This is a genomic window from Planctopirus hydrillae, assembly GCF_001707835.1.
Taxonomy (GTDB): Bacteria; Planctomycetota; Planctomycetia; order Planctomycetales; family Planctomycetaceae; genus Planctopirus; species Planctopirus hydrillae.
In genome coordinates this window covers 377,729-394,399 of sequence record NZ_LYDR01000152.1, presented here as the reverse complement: position 1 = coordinate 394,399, position 16,671 = coordinate 377,729, and the positions used below count along the sequence as shown (strand labels likewise).

12 protein-coding genes are annotated in these 16,671 nt (G+C 52.7%); 6 read left to right on the top strand and 6 right to left on the bottom strand.

The genetic code is table 11. The features are described from left to right. Window positions 1–4: 4 nt before the first annotated feature. Window positions 5–874: a hypothetical protein gene (locus A6X21_RS20645; protein WP_131818470.1), complete on the bottom strand. Its 870-nt coding sequence runs from the start codon at window positions 872–874 to the stop codon at window positions 5–7. Window positions 875–1,346: 472 nt separating this feature from the next. On the opposite strand from A6X21_RS20645, the gene A6X21_RS20640 reads away from it, so the two are divergent. The 3 genes from A6X21_RS20640 to fae all read left to right on the top strand — a co-directional run bounded on the left by A6X21_RS20640 (window position 1,347) and on the right by fae (window position 5,695). Beyond that, complete coding sequence (locus A6X21_RS20640; RefSeq protein WP_068852026.1) at window positions 1,347–3,185, top strand: hypothetical protein; 1,839 nt, start codon at window positions 1,347–1,349, stop codon at window positions 3,183–3,185. A gap of 215 nt (window positions 3,186–3,400) precedes the next feature. Further along, window positions 3,401–4,714 carry a xylose isomerase gene (xylA, locus tag A6X21_RS20635; RefSeq protein WP_068852364.1) on the top strand — a complete coding sequence of 438 codons (1,314 nt, stop codon included), beginning with the start codon at window positions 3,401–3,403 and terminating at the stop codon, window positions 4,712–4,714. 483 nt (window positions 4,715–5,197) lie between these two features. Next, the gene (fae, locus tag A6X21_RS20630) at window positions 5,198–5,695 is read left to right on the top strand and encodes a formaldehyde-activating enzyme (RefSeq protein WP_013109550.1); all 498 of its coding nucleotides are present in this window, start codon (window positions 5,198–5,200) and stop codon (window positions 5,693–5,695) included. A 569-nt stretch (window positions 5,696–6,264) separates the two neighbouring features. On the opposite strand, the gene A6X21_RS20620 is transcribed toward fae, so the two are convergent. From A6X21_RS20620 to A6X21_RS20605, 4 genes are all read right to left on the bottom strand, one after another. Further along, window positions 6,265–6,963 (bottom strand): hypothetical protein, encoded by a 699-nt coding sequence (locus tag A6X21_RS20620; RefSeq protein ID WP_165603888.1) that lies wholly within the window; start codon window positions 6,961–6,963, stop codon window positions 6,265–6,267. A gap of 212 nt (window positions 6,964–7,175) precedes the next feature. After that, window positions 7,176–8,570 carry a Gfo/Idh/MocA family oxidoreductase gene (locus A6X21_RS20615; protein ID WP_068852018.1) on the bottom strand — a complete coding sequence of 465 codons (1,395 nt, stop codon included), beginning with the start codon at window positions 8,568–8,570 and terminating at the stop codon, window positions 7,176–7,178. Between the two features lie 373 nt (window positions 8,571–8,943). Beyond that, window positions 8,944–9,402, bottom strand: coding sequence for a TraR/DksA family transcriptional regulator (locus tag A6X21_RS20610; protein WP_013109547.1), 459 nt, complete (start codon window positions 9,400–9,402; stop codon window positions 8,944–8,946). Window positions 9,403–9,780: 378 nt separating this feature from the next. After that, window positions 9,781–10,899, bottom strand: coding sequence for a glycosyltransferase (locus A6X21_RS20605; protein ID WP_068852361.1), 1,119 nt, complete (start codon window positions 10,897–10,899; stop codon window positions 9,781–9,783). 330 nt (window positions 10,900–11,229) lie between these two features. Between A6X21_RS20605 and A6X21_RS20600 the strand changes: the two genes are divergently transcribed. The 3 genes from A6X21_RS20600 (at window position 11,230) to A6X21_RS20590 (ending at window position 14,778) form a co-directional block, all read left to right on the top strand. Next, entirely contained in the window at window positions 11,230–12,189 is a 960-nt protein-coding gene (locus A6X21_RS20600; protein WP_165603887.1) for an alpha/beta hydrolase, read from the top strand. Window positions 12,190–12,402: 213 nt separating this feature from the next. Continuing rightward, window positions 12,403–13,383, top strand: coding sequence for a metal-dependent hydrolase (locus tag A6X21_RS20595; RefSeq protein ID WP_068852013.1), 981 nt, complete (start codon window positions 12,403–12,405; stop codon window positions 13,381–13,383). 165 nt (window positions 13,384–13,548) lie between these two features. After that, window positions 13,549–14,778, top strand: a complete 1,230-nt coding sequence (locus tag A6X21_RS20590; protein ID WP_068852010.1) for a CvpA family protein — start codon at window positions 13,549–13,551, stop codon at window positions 14,776–14,778. A gap of 62 nt (window positions 14,779–14,840) precedes the next feature. Here A6X21_RS20590 and A6X21_RS20585 read toward each other — a convergent pair whose 3' ends face one another. Beyond that, complete coding sequence (locus A6X21_RS20585) at window positions 14,841–16,640, bottom strand: hypothetical protein (protein WP_131818468.1); 1,800 nt, start codon at window positions 16,638–16,640, stop codon at window positions 14,841–14,843. Between the last annotated feature and the right edge of the window lie 31 nt (window positions 16,641–16,671).

Genomic DNA, 16,671 nt, shown 5'->3' with positions numbered 1-16,671 from the left:
GAAGTCAAGGTTGTCGGCTGGCAGTTTCCTTGGCTGCACTGGGCAATCGATTCACCAGAGAGACGTTCTCTTCCTGAGTTTTGCCCAGTTCACTTGAAACCTGCCGTAATTGCTGGCGGAGTTGATCGACATCAATGAGGAGCTGGTTGCGCATTTCTTCCACTTCCTGAAGTGCTGCTACCAGACCGGCCTTTTCTTCAGTGGGTCGAAAATCTTCTTTGGGCAGGCTGGGGCCACCCACGATTTCTTCTCTTCGTCTGGTCAGTTGTGCGGTGGCTTCTTTCAGGAGTTTCTGCTGCTCGGTGACATTCGCCGTGCGATCGACCAGGAGTTCGTCGTTCTTGACGAGTTGGAGCTGGAGATCGCTGTGGCGAGCAGGAAATGCAGCAGGAATCAGCGTGCGCCAACGCCAGTTACCACTTTTGAGGCTGGCGATATCTTCCGCACGCAGACGGAAGGTCGGCACAAGTGCTGTTTGGTTATCACCCAGTTGGGCAATCTCAAAAGCTCCTCGATAGACAGGTTGTCCGTCGGCATTGAGTTCAAAACCATAGAGCCATTGTTTGTCTTTAAGGCCATTGGCCCGACCGAGATTGACAGTAATCCGCCCTTGACGAGGATCAATCACAGAAGTGTCGCCCTGCAGTGGAGCACGATCCCAATTGAGGAGTTCCCGCGCAAGCTCGGCCTTGAGTGAATTCAGTTCTGCCTCGGCCTTACCGAGCTGATTGGAAACACGAGCGTAGTCCGCATCAAGTTTTTCGGCCTTGCGAGTGTGGCTGTTACGCACTTGAATCAGCTTGGCAGTCAAGACGGTTCCTGCACCTGCAGCCAGCACAACCAGCCAGATCAGTACTTTACCAACTGTATGCATGAGCACGCCTCTATCGGCTTCCTGATCGAAATCCGTCAAAAAGACTGATCCGATCACGGTTTATCAAATGAAGAAACAAACGAGACTGACCCCGCACAACTTTCGGAGCCGCCTGAGAATAATGATCGGCAATGTTCCCTCGACTGGCAAAACTTCCTTACCAGTGGAGGAGTCAGTGCCCCACACCTTTCTCAGACTTCCAGTCATACCGGGAATAACTGGAAAAAACGGTCAGCGATCCACGCAATCCTCTGTGCAAACTGACCTGCCATGAGCGTAAACTGCCTCAGGGAGTGTGGTCAACATGCTCCGGCGAGGATTGCACTGAACATCAGAAATTCTCCCATCGTTAAACTCATCCTCAGTCAGCGATCGTTTGAATAACAGAGCTTTGGATCGATCATATCACCAGCATAAGGCCTGATGATGCGGGTGATTGCAGCGAATGTATGATTTCGGCAGGAAATAGCGGATGTTTTCGCGAATCTGGCAACAACTGTCAGTGGCTTCACCGGTTGCGAAGGTCACAGCCACATTGTGGCTCTGCCTGCTCGTACTCCTCGAACTGCTGGGGCGAGAGACAAAGTCGGACTGGTTTGACCTCGCCTCATTCGTCGCTTTGGTGGCAGCGTTCATCCTGACAATTCGAGTTCATCGCAGGCAGCCACTGGCGATCGTGACCTGGCTGGTACTGAAAATAGACCGGGGGTTGAAACAATTCCGAAAAAGCCTGATGAACTTTGGCGTCGACTTTCGCCCCCCGGCCCAACACAGATTTTATGGCCTGCCTCGACTTTGGGGAGCCATTGCGATCGCCACATTTCCACTCACGCTGCTGGCAATCATCACTACATTTTACCCGGCTGCCTTCTTAAGAGAATTTGCCGCGGGAAGTTTTTACCTTCCGTGGCTTGGCCTGTGGTCACTGGTCGTGATTACTGGCATTTCAGCGATGCTGATCCATGGGGTGTTTTTCTATCTGGGTCTGCATGACATGCTCATGGAGCATGCGGGGAAACTGTTGAATAATCCCCGTCAGGCAGATGCCGAGGATTACCAGATCCGCCGCCGAATTCATCAACTTTCGTGCCTGGCGGTGGCCTTCGTGTTCGTGGCTGCACTGGTACTTCCCTGCCGATGGGGAGTGAACCTGATCCTGGGTATGTATGGGCTGATTCTGCTCTCGATTCTCTGCTGCGGGCAGGGTTTACTTTTCACATGCCGACAAGCCCCCGGAACACGACTGATGCATATTGATGGCCGCTGGTTAATGACGATTCAGTGGTCATTTCCCATCTCTTTAGCTGTTCCGGCACTCATTTTTGCAGGGACGTTACCCAACGCGACAGCACATCAATTGCCGGCCCTGCATCTGCTGCAAGGATTGATCACATGGGTTGCCTGCTTAGGATCCATGATGATCACTGTCATCAATCTCAGATATCTGCTGCTGGCAACAGTATTTCACCCAGCGAGAGTTCCTCACGAACTGTCTGTAAAGCCTGCCGCGACTGTTCGCTGGAAACGATATGTACAATCAACTGCACAGTTGTTTTCTGCGACGTTAGGACGAATTCAAAAGCTGGTCATTCCCCAGAGGGTCCACACAGCATCAGCAACCAGACCAACAGACTCTGCAGGTAGGGCGGAGGAGAATTCAAGTCTTGTTCCAACAGCCAGTTTATGGCATGACTCGGAGGCCTTTCTGCGTGTGAGACGATTTGAAATCGCTGCGCGTCGAGAGCTTGTCCGTGGTCTGGAGAAGCTCATGAAACCACTTGCCAGGCAGACCGAATCGCCGCCCACCGGGATTCTGGTGGGATTGCAGCACTGGTTCATGCTGGGTCTGGCTGCGGATGGTGACCGGGAATCCCGATTTCTGCGGGATCGGACCATTCTTGACCCGATTTTATCGTGGCCTTTTTACCGGGCCATTTCTTTGCGCGCGCGACATCATTACTACCTGCTGACGAAAGCCCTCGATATCGATCTGATCTATCTTGAGAAGGGAATTTCCTTTCGAAAGTTTGTCAAAGTCTTGCGGGTGATGTTCGAAACTTACGATATGCATGGGGGCAGGCAGCGTGCCGAAGAACACCAGTTTACCGGGCTGCGCGGGATTCGCGTGATCGTTGCCGAACTTGATATTCATCGCTCCCCGAATCTTGGTCGGAAGAACTATCCCGAGCCGGAGTACGATGAAATCAGCCGTGCCCGGATCCTGCATGTTTTTCGAGACCGGGGGATGGACGAAGCTTTGGAAGAGGTGCCGACAGATTTTGAAGGGGCCCCCGTCTTTTCGGGCTGGTAAGTTTTCTCTAATCGGTGAGCCAGACCGGCTGGACGATTTTCGGCATTTCCTAGAATTACTGCTCAACCTGACCAGTAAAAAAACACGAATCCTGCGAGAAATATTTCATCAATGCTCGTGGATCTGTTTTGTCTCCAGCCTCAGTGGTAAACTTCGCGCACTGCAGAGCGATGGCCGCTCGCACATTCACTCATTCATGCCAAGAAGCACTGCTCATGTCGTACTTTCCTGAAATCTCGAAGATCGTCTACGAAGGCCCGAAGTCTAAAAATCCGCTGGCTTTCAAGCATTACAACGCGGACGAACAGATCGAAGGGCAATCCATGAAGGATCTGCTCCGGTACAGCGTGGCCTACTGGCACACCTTCCGCGGCACCGGAAGTGATCCATTTGGTGGAGCCACTTTGCAAAAGCCCTGGGATGACGGCACAGAATCAGTGGCTAACGCCATCAAGCGAGTCGATGTGGCCTTTGAATTTGTCGAAAAGCTGGGAGCCCCGTTCTACTGCTTCCATGACCGCGATGTGGCTCCCGAAGGGGCGACACTGGCTGAGTCGAACAAGAATCTCGACGCGGTGGTCGCCAGGCTGAAAGAGAAACAGCAGGAAACCGGGATTAAGCTTCTCTGGGGCACTGCCAATCTCTTTTCGCATCCTCGATACATGCACGGTGCTGCAACCAGCCCCAATGCGGATGTTTTTGCGTATGCCTGTGCACAAGTGAAAAAGGCTCTGGAAGTCACCCATGAACTGGGGGGTGAAAACTATGTGTTCTGGGGTGGTCGCGAAGGCTATCAGAACCTTTATAACACCGATATGAAGCGAGAACTCGACCATCTGGCCAAGTTCATGCATCTTGCCGTCGAACATGCCAAGGCCATTGGCTTTAAAGGTCAGTTCCTGTTTGAACCCAAGCCGAAAGAACCCACCAAGCACCAGTATGATTTCGATGTGGCAGCCTGTATGAACTTCTGCCGGGCTTATGGCCTGACGGATTATGTCAAAATGAACATCGAAACGAACCACGCCACGCTGGCGGGCCACACGATGATGCATGAGTTGGCCTATGCCTCAATGCAGAATGCACTGGGAAGCATTGATGCCAACACTGGCGACCTGCTGCTGGGATGGGATACGGATCAATTCCCGACAGACATTTACCTGACGACACAGTGCATGCTGGTGATCCTCGACCAACAGGGACTGGCACCTGGTGGGATCAACTTCGATGCCAAGGTTCGTCGTGAAAGCTTCGAGCCAGTGGATCTCTTCTATGCTCACATTGGCGGAATGGATGCTTTTGCCCGTGGTGCAAAGATTGCGGCCGCCATTCGTAAAGATGGCGTGCTCAAGGATTTCGTAAAGAATCGTTATGCCACCTGGGATGCAGGGATCGGCAATAGCGTTGAGTCTGGCAAGATCACCTTTGCCGATCTGGAAAAGTACGTTCTGGAAGGTAAGGCGGTTGCCAAGAATCAGTCGGGGCGACAGGAGCTGCTGGAAAATATCATCAATGATTATATTCAGTAGTCTTTGGATCTGAACGTCGGCATCAAAAAAGAGCTTCGTTCCCTGCAGGACGAGGCTCTGTTCTTAATCCGGAACGTCTTATACGGTTCCCAGGAAACAAGTGTGCGTTGTTGGTAGCGAAGACAGGCTTGCACAAGGCTGCAAGCATGGCCCACGGAGCGCTGTTCTCTCGTGGAAAGCGTAGTAGCAGAAAGATGGCGGGCCTGGACTGTCCGGGAATCCTCCCGATGATCCTTGCCTGCTGGCTTTTGCACTTGGGCTGTGTTAGAAACACTCTCGAAGCGACGGGATGAGTGGCTCTGGCAACTCACTCCTGACTTGTAGCAAGCTTGGATGTTGAGCAGGTTGTAAACGTATTGACGGGAGCGTTAAGAGAAGGTCGAGTCGTCAGGCTCGCTGATCTCTCGATCTGGCTGCTCCCCGGAACCGTCCTGCTTTGATCATATTCCTTCGAATGCGAAGAACGGACGAAAGGCACATCTCATGTCATTTTACATCGGTGAAGCACTGGCTGGCGAAGGCAACGAAATTGCCCACATCGACCTCATGATTGGTGACAAGAACGGCCCCGTCGGCGTGGCCTTTGCCAATGCTCTGGCTGATCAGAAAGCTGGACATTCGAACCTGCTCGCTGTCCTCACACCCAATCTGGCTGTCAAGCCAGCCACCGTGATGATCACCAAGGTGACGATCAAGGGTGCCCGACAGGCTGTCCAGATGTTTGGTCCTGCCCAGTATGCAGTCGCCAAGGCTGTGGCTGATTCTGTTGCCGAAGGGGTGATTCCTAAGGATCAGGCGGAAAAGCTCGTGATTGTTTGCGGCGTGTTCATTCACTGGGAAGCTGCCGATGATCGCAAAATCGTCGACTACAACTACGAAGCCACCAAACTCGCCATTGCTCGAGCCATGAAGAACGAGCCCAGTGCCGATGAAATGATTGCCAAGAAGGATTCCGCCAAGCATCCATTCTCTGGCATCTAGTTTTTCTGTGCCTCAAGCACAATTCAAAAGCAGCCCTCGGTTCGAATCAAAGGATTCAACTGAGGGCTGTTTGCTGGATTGATCAAGCTGGATTGTTCAAGAAGAGATGATCGACCGAGATCTTCGGTCATTTTCACACAACATTGCTTGTATGCTGAATTGAGTTGATGGCGAACATGCTCTCAGCCGAGGAAAACATGTGAGGATGCATTTGTGCTGGCTGCGCTGAAGGACTGGGGGCAGGTGAATACATCTGACCCCAACCACGCAGGCAAGAACCACGCCCTTCCACACTGGTTTGATCTTTGTGGCTCGGAGGGTTGTGCCATCGAAGGGTGTGTGAGACGTTGTATTGCAAGGGTGTTCTCATGGCGCGGCTTCTTGTTGTCGTGGCTTTGCACGACAACCCGGCCACGAGTTGGCCGGGCCACCCTTAGGTGACGATGAAGCCATGATGTATGGAAAATACAGCCCCCCAAACTGCCAGCATGGCACACATCTTTCAGGCTCATTGATTGATTCGCCTGATTCTCCCGTACAGGGACATTCGTACTCAGGGTTTCACATTGTTATGGGAGATAGGGCAGCGAAAATCGGCGGTCCGGAGGCAGATAACCGGGGTTCGTCGTCCCTTGCTGGTTGTTCCATGAATTAAACGCCCAGGGTGGAGCCACCTGATAAGCCGCATCATTACGCAAGAGTTGCCTGGCGTAGCCCGCTTCCAGTTGGGGAATCCCCTGCGGATACCAGCGCGCTGCCTGTTGTCCATACGCTTCCAGCGGGTCCTGTCGCACACCGACGACCACTCCTGCTGAAGGCCAACCGGCAAACTGCTTGATGCTCTGAGGTGCCTGAGGACTTCCGACGAGATACCCCGGTTGCTGAATCAGCATGCGATTTTCCATCCGGAGCACCTGTTCAATGTCTGGCTGGAATTGCCGTGGATCGATGGAGGGACCAGCCTGTGGCCGAATTGAGTCTGCTGCAGGCTCGATGACTGCTGCGGAGGAGACGGCCACTTGTCCCGGCGAGGGAACATCATCCAGTTCCAGTTTAACGACTGTTGATCGATTCAAGGTTCGCCGAATGACCAGACCATCGCGTGTGGCTTCAAGAATCAGACTCTGTCCATTTTCAGAGAATTCCGCAGTATCAGCCTTCAAAATCCGTCCATCGACCAAAGTCACCACAGCGCCAGCTTGCGTAACCTCTGAACATCCCCAGAAGCATGTTGCCAGAATGCCACATATGATTCGATGGTTGACCATGGCGTTGCCCTTTGTCATCAAAATGAGGGGTCGTCTCCCCTGAATGACAACAATCGCAAATTGAACGCCGGTCGAAAGGAATTCGTGGCTGGTGAGAACCTGTTTTCTGAGAACGATGGTCCAAGTCACCAACGGGGGAAAAATAAAAACCTTCTCAACAGCCGTTGTGTTGAGAAGGTTTCTGATTCAGTCAGTATCAACTGACGAAAGCATCAGACACTCACGTTGATCTCATAACCCTTCCGCTGTTCGCGCGAGAGCCACTGGTTCAAAGCGGGGTCGTTCGTGATGGTTTCTGATTGTGAATCCCACTCGATCTTCTTGCCGGTACGAATCGCGATGTTCGCCAGATGGCAAACCGTCATGGCCCGATGATGCGAGTAGACATCCGAGATTGGATCTGTTCGATCCTTGATGCATTCAAAGAAGTTCCCCATGTGATTGCCAGGAACCTTCCCCTTGTAAATCTTGACGAGTGCTTCTTCGGTAATCGGGTTATCTTTCAGATCTTCCACGGGTTTGCCCTTCATGGCACCCCGGCTGACGTGGAAGCGACCTTCAGTTCCTTCAAACAGAATTCCGTTGCCGTCTTTGGACTTGCTGACGATGTGCATTTCGACATCGTTCGGGCACATGACCTTCACATTGAATTCCGTGGCTGCGTTGTAGCGATCGACCTGCTGAGGCCAGCCATCTTTCATTTCGCAAGGATGTGTGGCGGAAATGCCTTCCACTGAGGTAGGGCCGCTGGAATCCATTTCGATGGCCCAACTGGCAATATCGACGTGGTGAGCACCCCAGTCGGTCATCTTGCCGCCCGAATACTCATACCACCAGCGGAACTCATAATGGCAGCGGCTGTTGCCCCATTTGCTGCCTGTCTGTTTGAAACGGAAATCAACCATTGGTGCCTGGCCCAGCCACATATCCCAGTTGATATCGGCGGGAGTGGGAACAGCCGGAATTTCTCCACTGGCAGGAGCACCACCAATATCGCAGGTAATTTTCTGCACTTTCCCAATACGGCCATCACGAATCATCGCGACCGCCTTGAGAAAGTTCAGCCCCATTTCACTGCGCTGCTGTGTGCCGACCTGGAAAACACGCTTGGTCTCTTTGAGCACCTTAACGATCTGCTTGCCTTCCTGAATTGTCAAAGTGAGTGGTTTCTCACAGTAGACATCTTTGCCAGCCTGCATCGCTTCAATGGCAATTTTGGAGTGCCAATGGTCAGGAGTGACAATCGTGACGACATCGATATCCTTGCGGTCAAGAATTTTTCGATAGTCTTCGTAGGCGTCGACATCTCGTGTGAGATTTCGTTTGCCGTGGATTTCGAGAACCTTTTCGCGCCCCTTACCCACGTGGGATTTATCGACATCACATACTGCGGCACCATCGGAATAGCGGAGTGCTCCACCCACAATCTGGTACCAGCGATCCCCTGTCCCGATACAACCCAGCACTGGTCTTTCATTCGGGCTCTGCATGGCGCGAACTGAGTTCGTCATCGCCCAGTAGGGCATCGTGGCACCGGCCAGAGCAGCCGTGGTTTTGAGGAAGTCACGACGATCGACGCCGGTTTTCTGAACGGAACGCTGAGTCATAAAGAGGTTGCTCCACAGGACAGAGGGGTACAGACGAGGGCGACAGTATGGCCAGTTCAATCAACATCACCAGATCACACACGTCGTTGATCAATGACTCCTGGAATGGTGTCAAAAGAATCATAACGATCAACGATCATTGATGTAAACAATCTCTGTTCTGTTTGGATGAAGATCGAGACGGGATTCTTTGCCAAGAAGATTTTCGAGGAGAAGGGATTCTGCTGTGCGAAATCAGGCGACGCGAAAGCTTGTCATCAGATAGAAAAATCAAAGGGCAGGACATCGCCTGGATGTCCTGCCCTTAAAATGTTTCACGGTTATGTCTTTAGAAAACGTCCCAGGTCACTGAAGACGCTTCACGATTGATGGATCATTCGGAAGCGAGATCGAAATCCTGAACACTGTATTCGGCTGTGTTCGAGCGCCGCTCATGATCGTATGCTTTCCGCCAATCGACCGAGTAGGCATCTTCGTCGTTGTCACCCAGATCTTCCTGGCGACGTTGACATTCGACACAAACCGTCGTGAATGGGACCGCCTGAAGTCGGGCCAGAGGAATGGCTTTGGAGCATTTCTGGCAAACTCCGTAATGACCTTCTTCAATCAGTGCCAAGGCGCGGTTGATTTGCATCAACTCACGTGTTTCCAAGGCGGCTAACTGAGTATGAAGCTCGGACTGCTCCACCAGTGCAGCGGTTTCACCTAGGTCATTAATGCCATCGTCCGGCGAGTAAGCCAGACCCATTTCTTCCGCAATTTTCGACCTGAGATCTTCACGTTGCAGGAGCAGGTGCTTCTTGATCTTGGCGACAGCGTCATTGCGAGACATGATGCACCTCCTGCTAAATTAAAGCTCAATACCACCCGGGCACGAACGAACACCCGGTTCCTTCTTACCAACGCAGTTATCATGCCAGTCGATTTCAGCATTCGCCTCAATTATTTCGCTTGGCGAACAATTTTCCGCTGAAACAACATTTACAAGATGTACCTGCGTAAAGCATCTGCCTTTCAGGCAATCTGGTTGAAAGCTCGTTGAATACTACGACCAAGACCAGAAAAGCGTGAGGAAAACAGATTTGTGATTCATTTGAATTTGCAAGTTTTTATGTTTCTCGCTGGATTTTAGAGAATCTTCCACTTTTTCCACTGGCTTTTATGGACCGAAAAAAGCCCTCGCAACCAGGAGTGGTCACGAAAAACAGACCTAACCATTGACTGCAGTTAAACTTCTGTAAACAGATTCCCAGCGGTCAACCATTTGGGGGATCGTAAACTCCCTGGAAACTCGCTGCCGCGCCTGCTGGCCCAGTTGATGCCGCAGCTCGGGCTCGTCAATGAACCGCCGCAGCCCTTGCATCAATCCCACAGCATCCCCCGCATTGAACAAAAGGCCACTCCTGGCGTTTTCGATCAATTCGGCATTCGCTGGAATCGCACTTGCCAGGCAGGGGACTCCCCAGGCCATCGCTTCTAACAGGCTATTGGACATCCCCTCAAAGCGACTCGGCAAACAAAATGCATCGATATGTCGATAGATTTCATCTGTTTTGCTCACATGTCCCGCAAAATGGACATGGGCATCAGCATGCACGGCATGTACCAGTCTCTCCAATCGGCCTCGTTCCGGACCATCTCCCGCAATGTAGAGGTGACATTGAGGACGAATCTGCCTCAAGGTTTCAATCGCCCAGATCAGGTCTTGAATGGCTTTCTGCGGGGCCAGTCTGCCGACATAACCCACCACAAAACTCTCTTTGGGAATCCCCTGCGCGCTTCTCCAAGATTCTTTGGAAGCCAGCGAAACGGGTTCGATCACGGGCAACTCTATGCCATTGGGAATACAACCCAGCTTGCTCTCTGGAATGCCCAATTGACGATAAAATGCCACCACACTTTGCGAGTTACCGATGAGTTGATCGGTCCGGGCGATGAGACGCCGATCAAGAAATGTCTGCCAACCCGCTTTCCAACTGTCGACGCAACGCTCCGAAACCACCACCTTGGCGCGGGGAACAGCTCTGGCAGCCAGGCGACCATAAGCGTTGGCAGCAAAAAGCCAGGTATGGACAATATCAGGATCAAACTCGATCAATTCCTTTCGAAGCCTCAAGTAAGCCCAGGGATCGAATTTCCATCGCTTGTTCAAGACACGCACTTCAATGCCGTGCTCTTGCAGGATTTTCTTATAAGGGCCGCCTCTGGTGAGAGCCAGAACTCGACAGGAAAAATCCGCTTTCGACAAATGGGTTGCTAACAGCGTGAACTGCTTTTCAGCCCCTGACTGATCCAGCGTCGGAATGATCAGAGCAATCCTTTGTGGCACAAACACGTCCCTTAGCAAACCTGGCCGTCAATTTCCGAGAAACGAGCGTCGATTCCACTCGTTTGGCTTCAATTACTCACACACAAGATCATCTTTCACTGGAAAAGTTGCAACGACTGGCTCCCTAGATCACCTGTCAAATCCATCTGTTCGACAGCCCGGAACACAGCTATCTTGCCGACGAAACAGCAAATGGCAAACCTCAACAGGTTTTCATAAAAGCTGATCGGCTTGTCGCGACTTTTCCGTTGGGCCACATTCCCCCTGCGACCCGAAGATCATCACCCGGAAGTTATGACCTGAGCATCGAGCAAGACAGGATTGATGAGCATGCTGCCAGGCCATTCGATGAGCGATCCGCAACCGGCACTTGCCTCTCTTCCCGAACCGCAGCAACTGGTCATGTCCGATGGCTATGTGCTGAATTATCGCCTCTGGCAACCCAACCAACCGACTGGTCGTGCTCTGATTCTGCTGCATGGCATACAAAGCCACTCGCTCTGGTACTATCGATCCTGCTCCTATTGGTCTCGTCAAGGCTGGCTGGTCATGGCCCCTGATCGACGAGGATCGGGAATCAACACCTCCCATCGAGGTGATGTGCGACATGCTGATCGCTGGTTATTCGATATTTCGGCATGGATCAACCTCGCCAGAAGACTCACAACAGGCTCACTGAAGCCGTCAGTTCCTGACCGAGCAGTTGAGTCATTCCAGCCTCAGATTGTGCTGGCAGGACTGAGTTGGGGTGGTCGGCTGGCAGCCGCCTATGCAAGTTTGTGGCCTGAAAATCTATCAGCCTGCATGCTGTTGTACCCTGGGATCTGTCCTCGGATTGAACCCAATCGATTGCAGAAATTACTATTGAAATTCGTTCAAAGCACCTCCATGGGACAAAAACTCAAAAAAATTCCCGGGCTGGAACCTGAGCGATTCACCAGAAACATCTCAGCTCAGGAGTTTATTGCGCATGACACTCTCGCCCTCAGAGAAGCCACATTACGATTCTTCTGGCACCACCATCAATTGGGGCCGCTGGCCATGCAGGGGCTGAGTCATCCTCAAAGACCGGTCTTTCTCGCTTTGGCAGGCCAGGATCAGATTATTGACAGTCATCGCACTCAAGCTCTTTTCCAGAAAGAACTTCATCGTTCGCAACTTCCCCACGAACTCCAGTGGTACAAAGAGGCGGCTCACACCATTGAGTTCGAACCTTGCCATACGTTGTTCCTCGAACAGAGTACGAACTGGCTCAACCGTGTCTGCCCGGCCTTCTCTCCGAGCGTATGAAGCCGGTCTTCGGCCGCACCTCACCACCGGCACAAATTGCCGATTGTCGCCATAAACCCCTGAATTGGCAAAGAGTTGCATTGACCCACTCCAAGCGACCGGCATATATCTTGCATCTCATACCCTGTGCGAGAAGGAGTCTTGCACGATTGCTCGACGGGCCACCTCCACTGGCTCAAATTCTCGATCTGGTGTCTCCAACGGAATGGCTCCATGGCGGGCTTTCAGACACATATTGGCGTCGCAGCGGCCGTAGGCACGGGGTATGCCTATTGGGGCTACTACACACTGCAAATGCCAGTTCCCACCTGCCTGTTGGCCGGTGGGTTCGTCACCATTGCGGGAATGATGCCCGATCTCGACAGCGATTCGGGAATCCCTGCTCGGGAAACGATTACCTTTGCAGCCGCCATTATTCCCATGATTTTGATGAATCGCCTGATCTCATCAGGGCTCTCAGCCGAACAACTCGTTCTCGTGGGCATACCTCTCTATCTGTTTATTCGCTTTGCCATCGGGACACTTCTGAAGCGTTTCACGATTCACCGGGGAATGTTCCACAGCATCCCCGCGATTGCCATTGCCGGAATGATTGGTTTTTTGATCTGCGATGCCGACATCCATGGGGCTCGTATTTATAAAACCATCGCCGTCATGCTGGGCTACACCACTCATCTGGTGCTGGATGAAATCTGGAGTGTCAATCTGAATGGCGCTGTCCCGACTCTCAAAAAGTCCTTTGGTACCGCACTCAAATTCTTCAGTAACGACCCCACTGCAACATCAGCCACTTACGGCATGCTCCTCCTCCTGGGACTCTTTGTCCTGCGCGATGCGTCTCCCGAAGTGAAACAGCGCATGGCTGGCTTTGTCCCGTCCATCTCGGCCTTGGCAACCAACGAGACAAGTCAGAAATCTGCGGCGATTCCCCCCAGAAATTCTCCACAGGGGAAGAGTTCACGCGAAACATCTCCAATCATAGAGCCACCACCAGTGAGAGACTGGGCCAGAACCCCTTCTCGATCCACCGGGGATCAGCCAATTGACCCGTGGTCACAATCGGCCCCCCTGCCTCCATCCCAAAGATGGATCCCTCCCCGCGATCCAACAAAAAATCGAAGTTCGGACACCTGGTCAGAAGTTCGCAAGTCTGATGAATTCGCTCCAGATCATTTCAGTAACGGTTGGCGCTGAAACTGCTGTAATTGGTGCAAACTGCTCTGTATCAGAAGGACAAACTCTGTCAGATTCCCCACAGATTCCAGCTTTCAGATTCATCGCCGATAACGGGCGACGACTCCTCGCTGCAAACCAGCAACGAAAGCTGGAATTGATTCGCCAGATTCAAGGGCATTGCTCATGACCACTTACGACATCGTGATGCTGCTGATTGTGGTCGGTATGGCCATTCAGGGTGCCTGGCGCGGTCTCGCATGGCAGGTGGCTCCCGTTGCCTCTTTAATTCTGGGCTACATGGTCGCGGGGCCAGTTTCTCCCTCACTGGCACCGCTGTTTGGTGACCCACCTCTGGCCGATGTTCTGGCACTCATTGCCGTTTACGTGGCAGTCTCACTGGCCGTCTACCTGATGATTCGCTCGGTCAAGGAGTCACTTGAGAAACTGAAACTGGCCGAGTTCGACAAGCACCTGGGATTCCTGCTGGGAGCCGTCAAAGGGGTGATTCTCACTGTGGTCGTTACTGTCCTGCTCATCACGGTTTCACCCGCTGCTCGACAAATGATTCTGCAGACAGAATCTCATTCGATTGCTCGACTCATTATCGGGGAAGCGTTGCCTCTCATGCCCGAAACTTTTCGCAATACCCTTTCGCCTTATCTTCGCGAATTTCAGACTGACTCAATTGCGTATCGAAATGATGACAACAGTGCCTATTCTGGAAACAGATCACGCCCTGCAGCTCGTCCTTCACCGGCCCGTCCAGAGCCTGGAGAACTGACGGATCGAGGCCGCAGATCTTCCAGTGACGTACCCACGCAACCAGTCTCTCAAGGATCATCGAGCAGTCGGTTGACCCAGATGTGGGATCAACTTTGGGGACAGACTGCTAATCCTGGTTCTGAGACTCCTGCTGCCCGACCCAGTCAAAACACACCCGCCAGCAATTCCCGGGATCGCTTCCGGAATTACGATCCTTATGGCAGTTCGAATAACACCCGTGAGAACCCCTACTCGGCCCCCACTCGAAGTTCTGCAGATGATCGCTTTGCACCTCCTCGCAATTACGAATCATCAACTCAGTCGAACTATCGCAGTGAACCAGTCCGACCTTACTCGCCCGTTTTGTGGGGCGATAATGCGGAAGGTGGCGATGCCCCCCTGTTCGATGCCTCCAGTGTGACTCGCGATTTTGTCCGCGATCAGGTGATCGCTCCTGCTGTCGGCCGGATGCGTGACGAACTGGATCGCAGCATTCGGGAAAGCTGGCCCGATTCCTTCAATCGCCCCACCTCGGGCAACTATCCCAGCAGCAGCTATCCGAGCGACAGATATCCCAGTAGCAGCTATCCTTCCGGCAGCAACTCGACCGCGAGTCCGGCACCAAGGCGACCCTCCTCGGGTGGCTACTAGAACCATTGAAATTCACCGGGAATGGTTCGCTTCTCGGTATCAACCTGTTAAGACATTTCGCTTCAAAGCCGCGGCGTGTAGCGATAGACCACAATCCCAGCCTGTGGATCCTCAAAGCAGAATTCGGTCTGATCTCGAAACAGGGCCATCTCTTTCCATTCGTTGACTGGACAGACACTGGTATCGATCACCAGATACCTCACTCCCGCCAGAGTCAGCAGCCGCATCGATTCATCGCTGGGGAAAGTCTCCATGGCATCGCGCAATTCCAGATAGGCATCCGGAAAGAACCCTGAGTAACCATTGACCATGGGACGGTGATGCCGGGTTTGCCAGTACATCCACAGCGTCGTGGATTCATATGCACTGGCATCGCTTCCATTCGCAAATGGTAAGCAGGCAAGAACTTCATGCGGCTCCGTCTTTTTCCGGAGATCATCAATCCACTGAGGTGTCGGATGAACTTGCGGCACAGGCTGACAGACCTGTGGCATCGGCCAGACCTCATAAACAGCCAATCCAAGTATGAGGATGGCTGGCGAAGTCAGCAGCACCTGCAGGCTCCGCTGTCGCCAGCCGACATTGTGATCTGGCCCGCTTTCGACCAACCTTCGGAACCATCTCCAGCGATCTAATGAAAGAGCTTCCGCCCCTTGAATCGCCAACAAGTGCCAGCCCAGTTGGACAAAGGCGCCAAATCGAAAAGGGCTGCGCAAATGGGAGAATCCGGGGTAATGATCACGTAGCCATAACGATGGTGACCAACCGAAAATCTCGTATTCCGGCCCGAAGGAAAGGAGCAACGAAACCACACTGAATGTCAGCACGGTACAAGTCAGCAGCCTTCGATCCTGTCGATAGAGACCCACCAGCAATCCCCATGCGCCGAGGATCGTCACAACAGCACCACAGCCCATGCGCCAGATATTCTGCCGCGCTGGCTCAATCGCTGTGGGATAATCTCCGAGCCGGGTTGTGAGTGACCACGTGTAATCACTCCATCGGGCCGAGAGATTCTGCACAAGTTCTAACGGCCGCTCAGCTTGCCACTTCTCTTCGCGGGCGGCTTCCTGCTGAACGCGAGCCATCGGCCCGATCAGACAGGCCGCCAAAATCGCTGCTGCCATCAGGCTGGCCCAGACTTTCCAGCGTCTCCAATCGGGGAGCAGAAACCAGCCAGCGGTGAACAGCAGCAACCCACTGATCCCAATCGATAAACTCAGAAGCAAGCCAAAATAGTTACACGACCAGTACGTCAATCCAAAACTCAAGCCCAAACCCAAAGAGGCTCTCCAACCTGGCTCCCGGCAACATTTCAAAATCCAGTAGATCGTCCAGAGGGGCCCCGCCAGTGCCAATAACTGCAACACCCCCATTTGCCAGAACAAAAAGGGAAGTCGCTGGATGAGTAAACCACCCAATAGTGCCAGAGCGGGCGAAACATGCACCAGTCGAAGCAATGACCAACTCGCATGTCCACACATCGCCAGTAAAATCAACACAGCGAGGTTGTAGCAGAGAATCATGGAATCTGTGACGACATAGATGGGGGCCAGTAGCATCGTAGTGGGCTGTGGCTCCGAAAGTGCGAATGTGAGCCGCGCAGGAGAGAAAATCGGCGCATGCCAATACTCTGCAAATCCGTGTCCTAACCGATTAATGTTCCACCAGATGGTCCAGAGATTAAACAGCGGTACTGTGGACTCGCCTTCCAGTCCGATCGGGATAGCCGTCAAGAGCGTTGCCGACATGGGCCACGTCAACCAGATCGCCGTCAGAAGAAAAAACAGACCCGGCCACAGCTTGAGCAGCCATGGGAGGAGTTTGAATCCCACTTGTAAGGAAAGTTTTTTTTCAGTCACAACGAGGTCTGTCTGAGAGGCAAATTTCGAG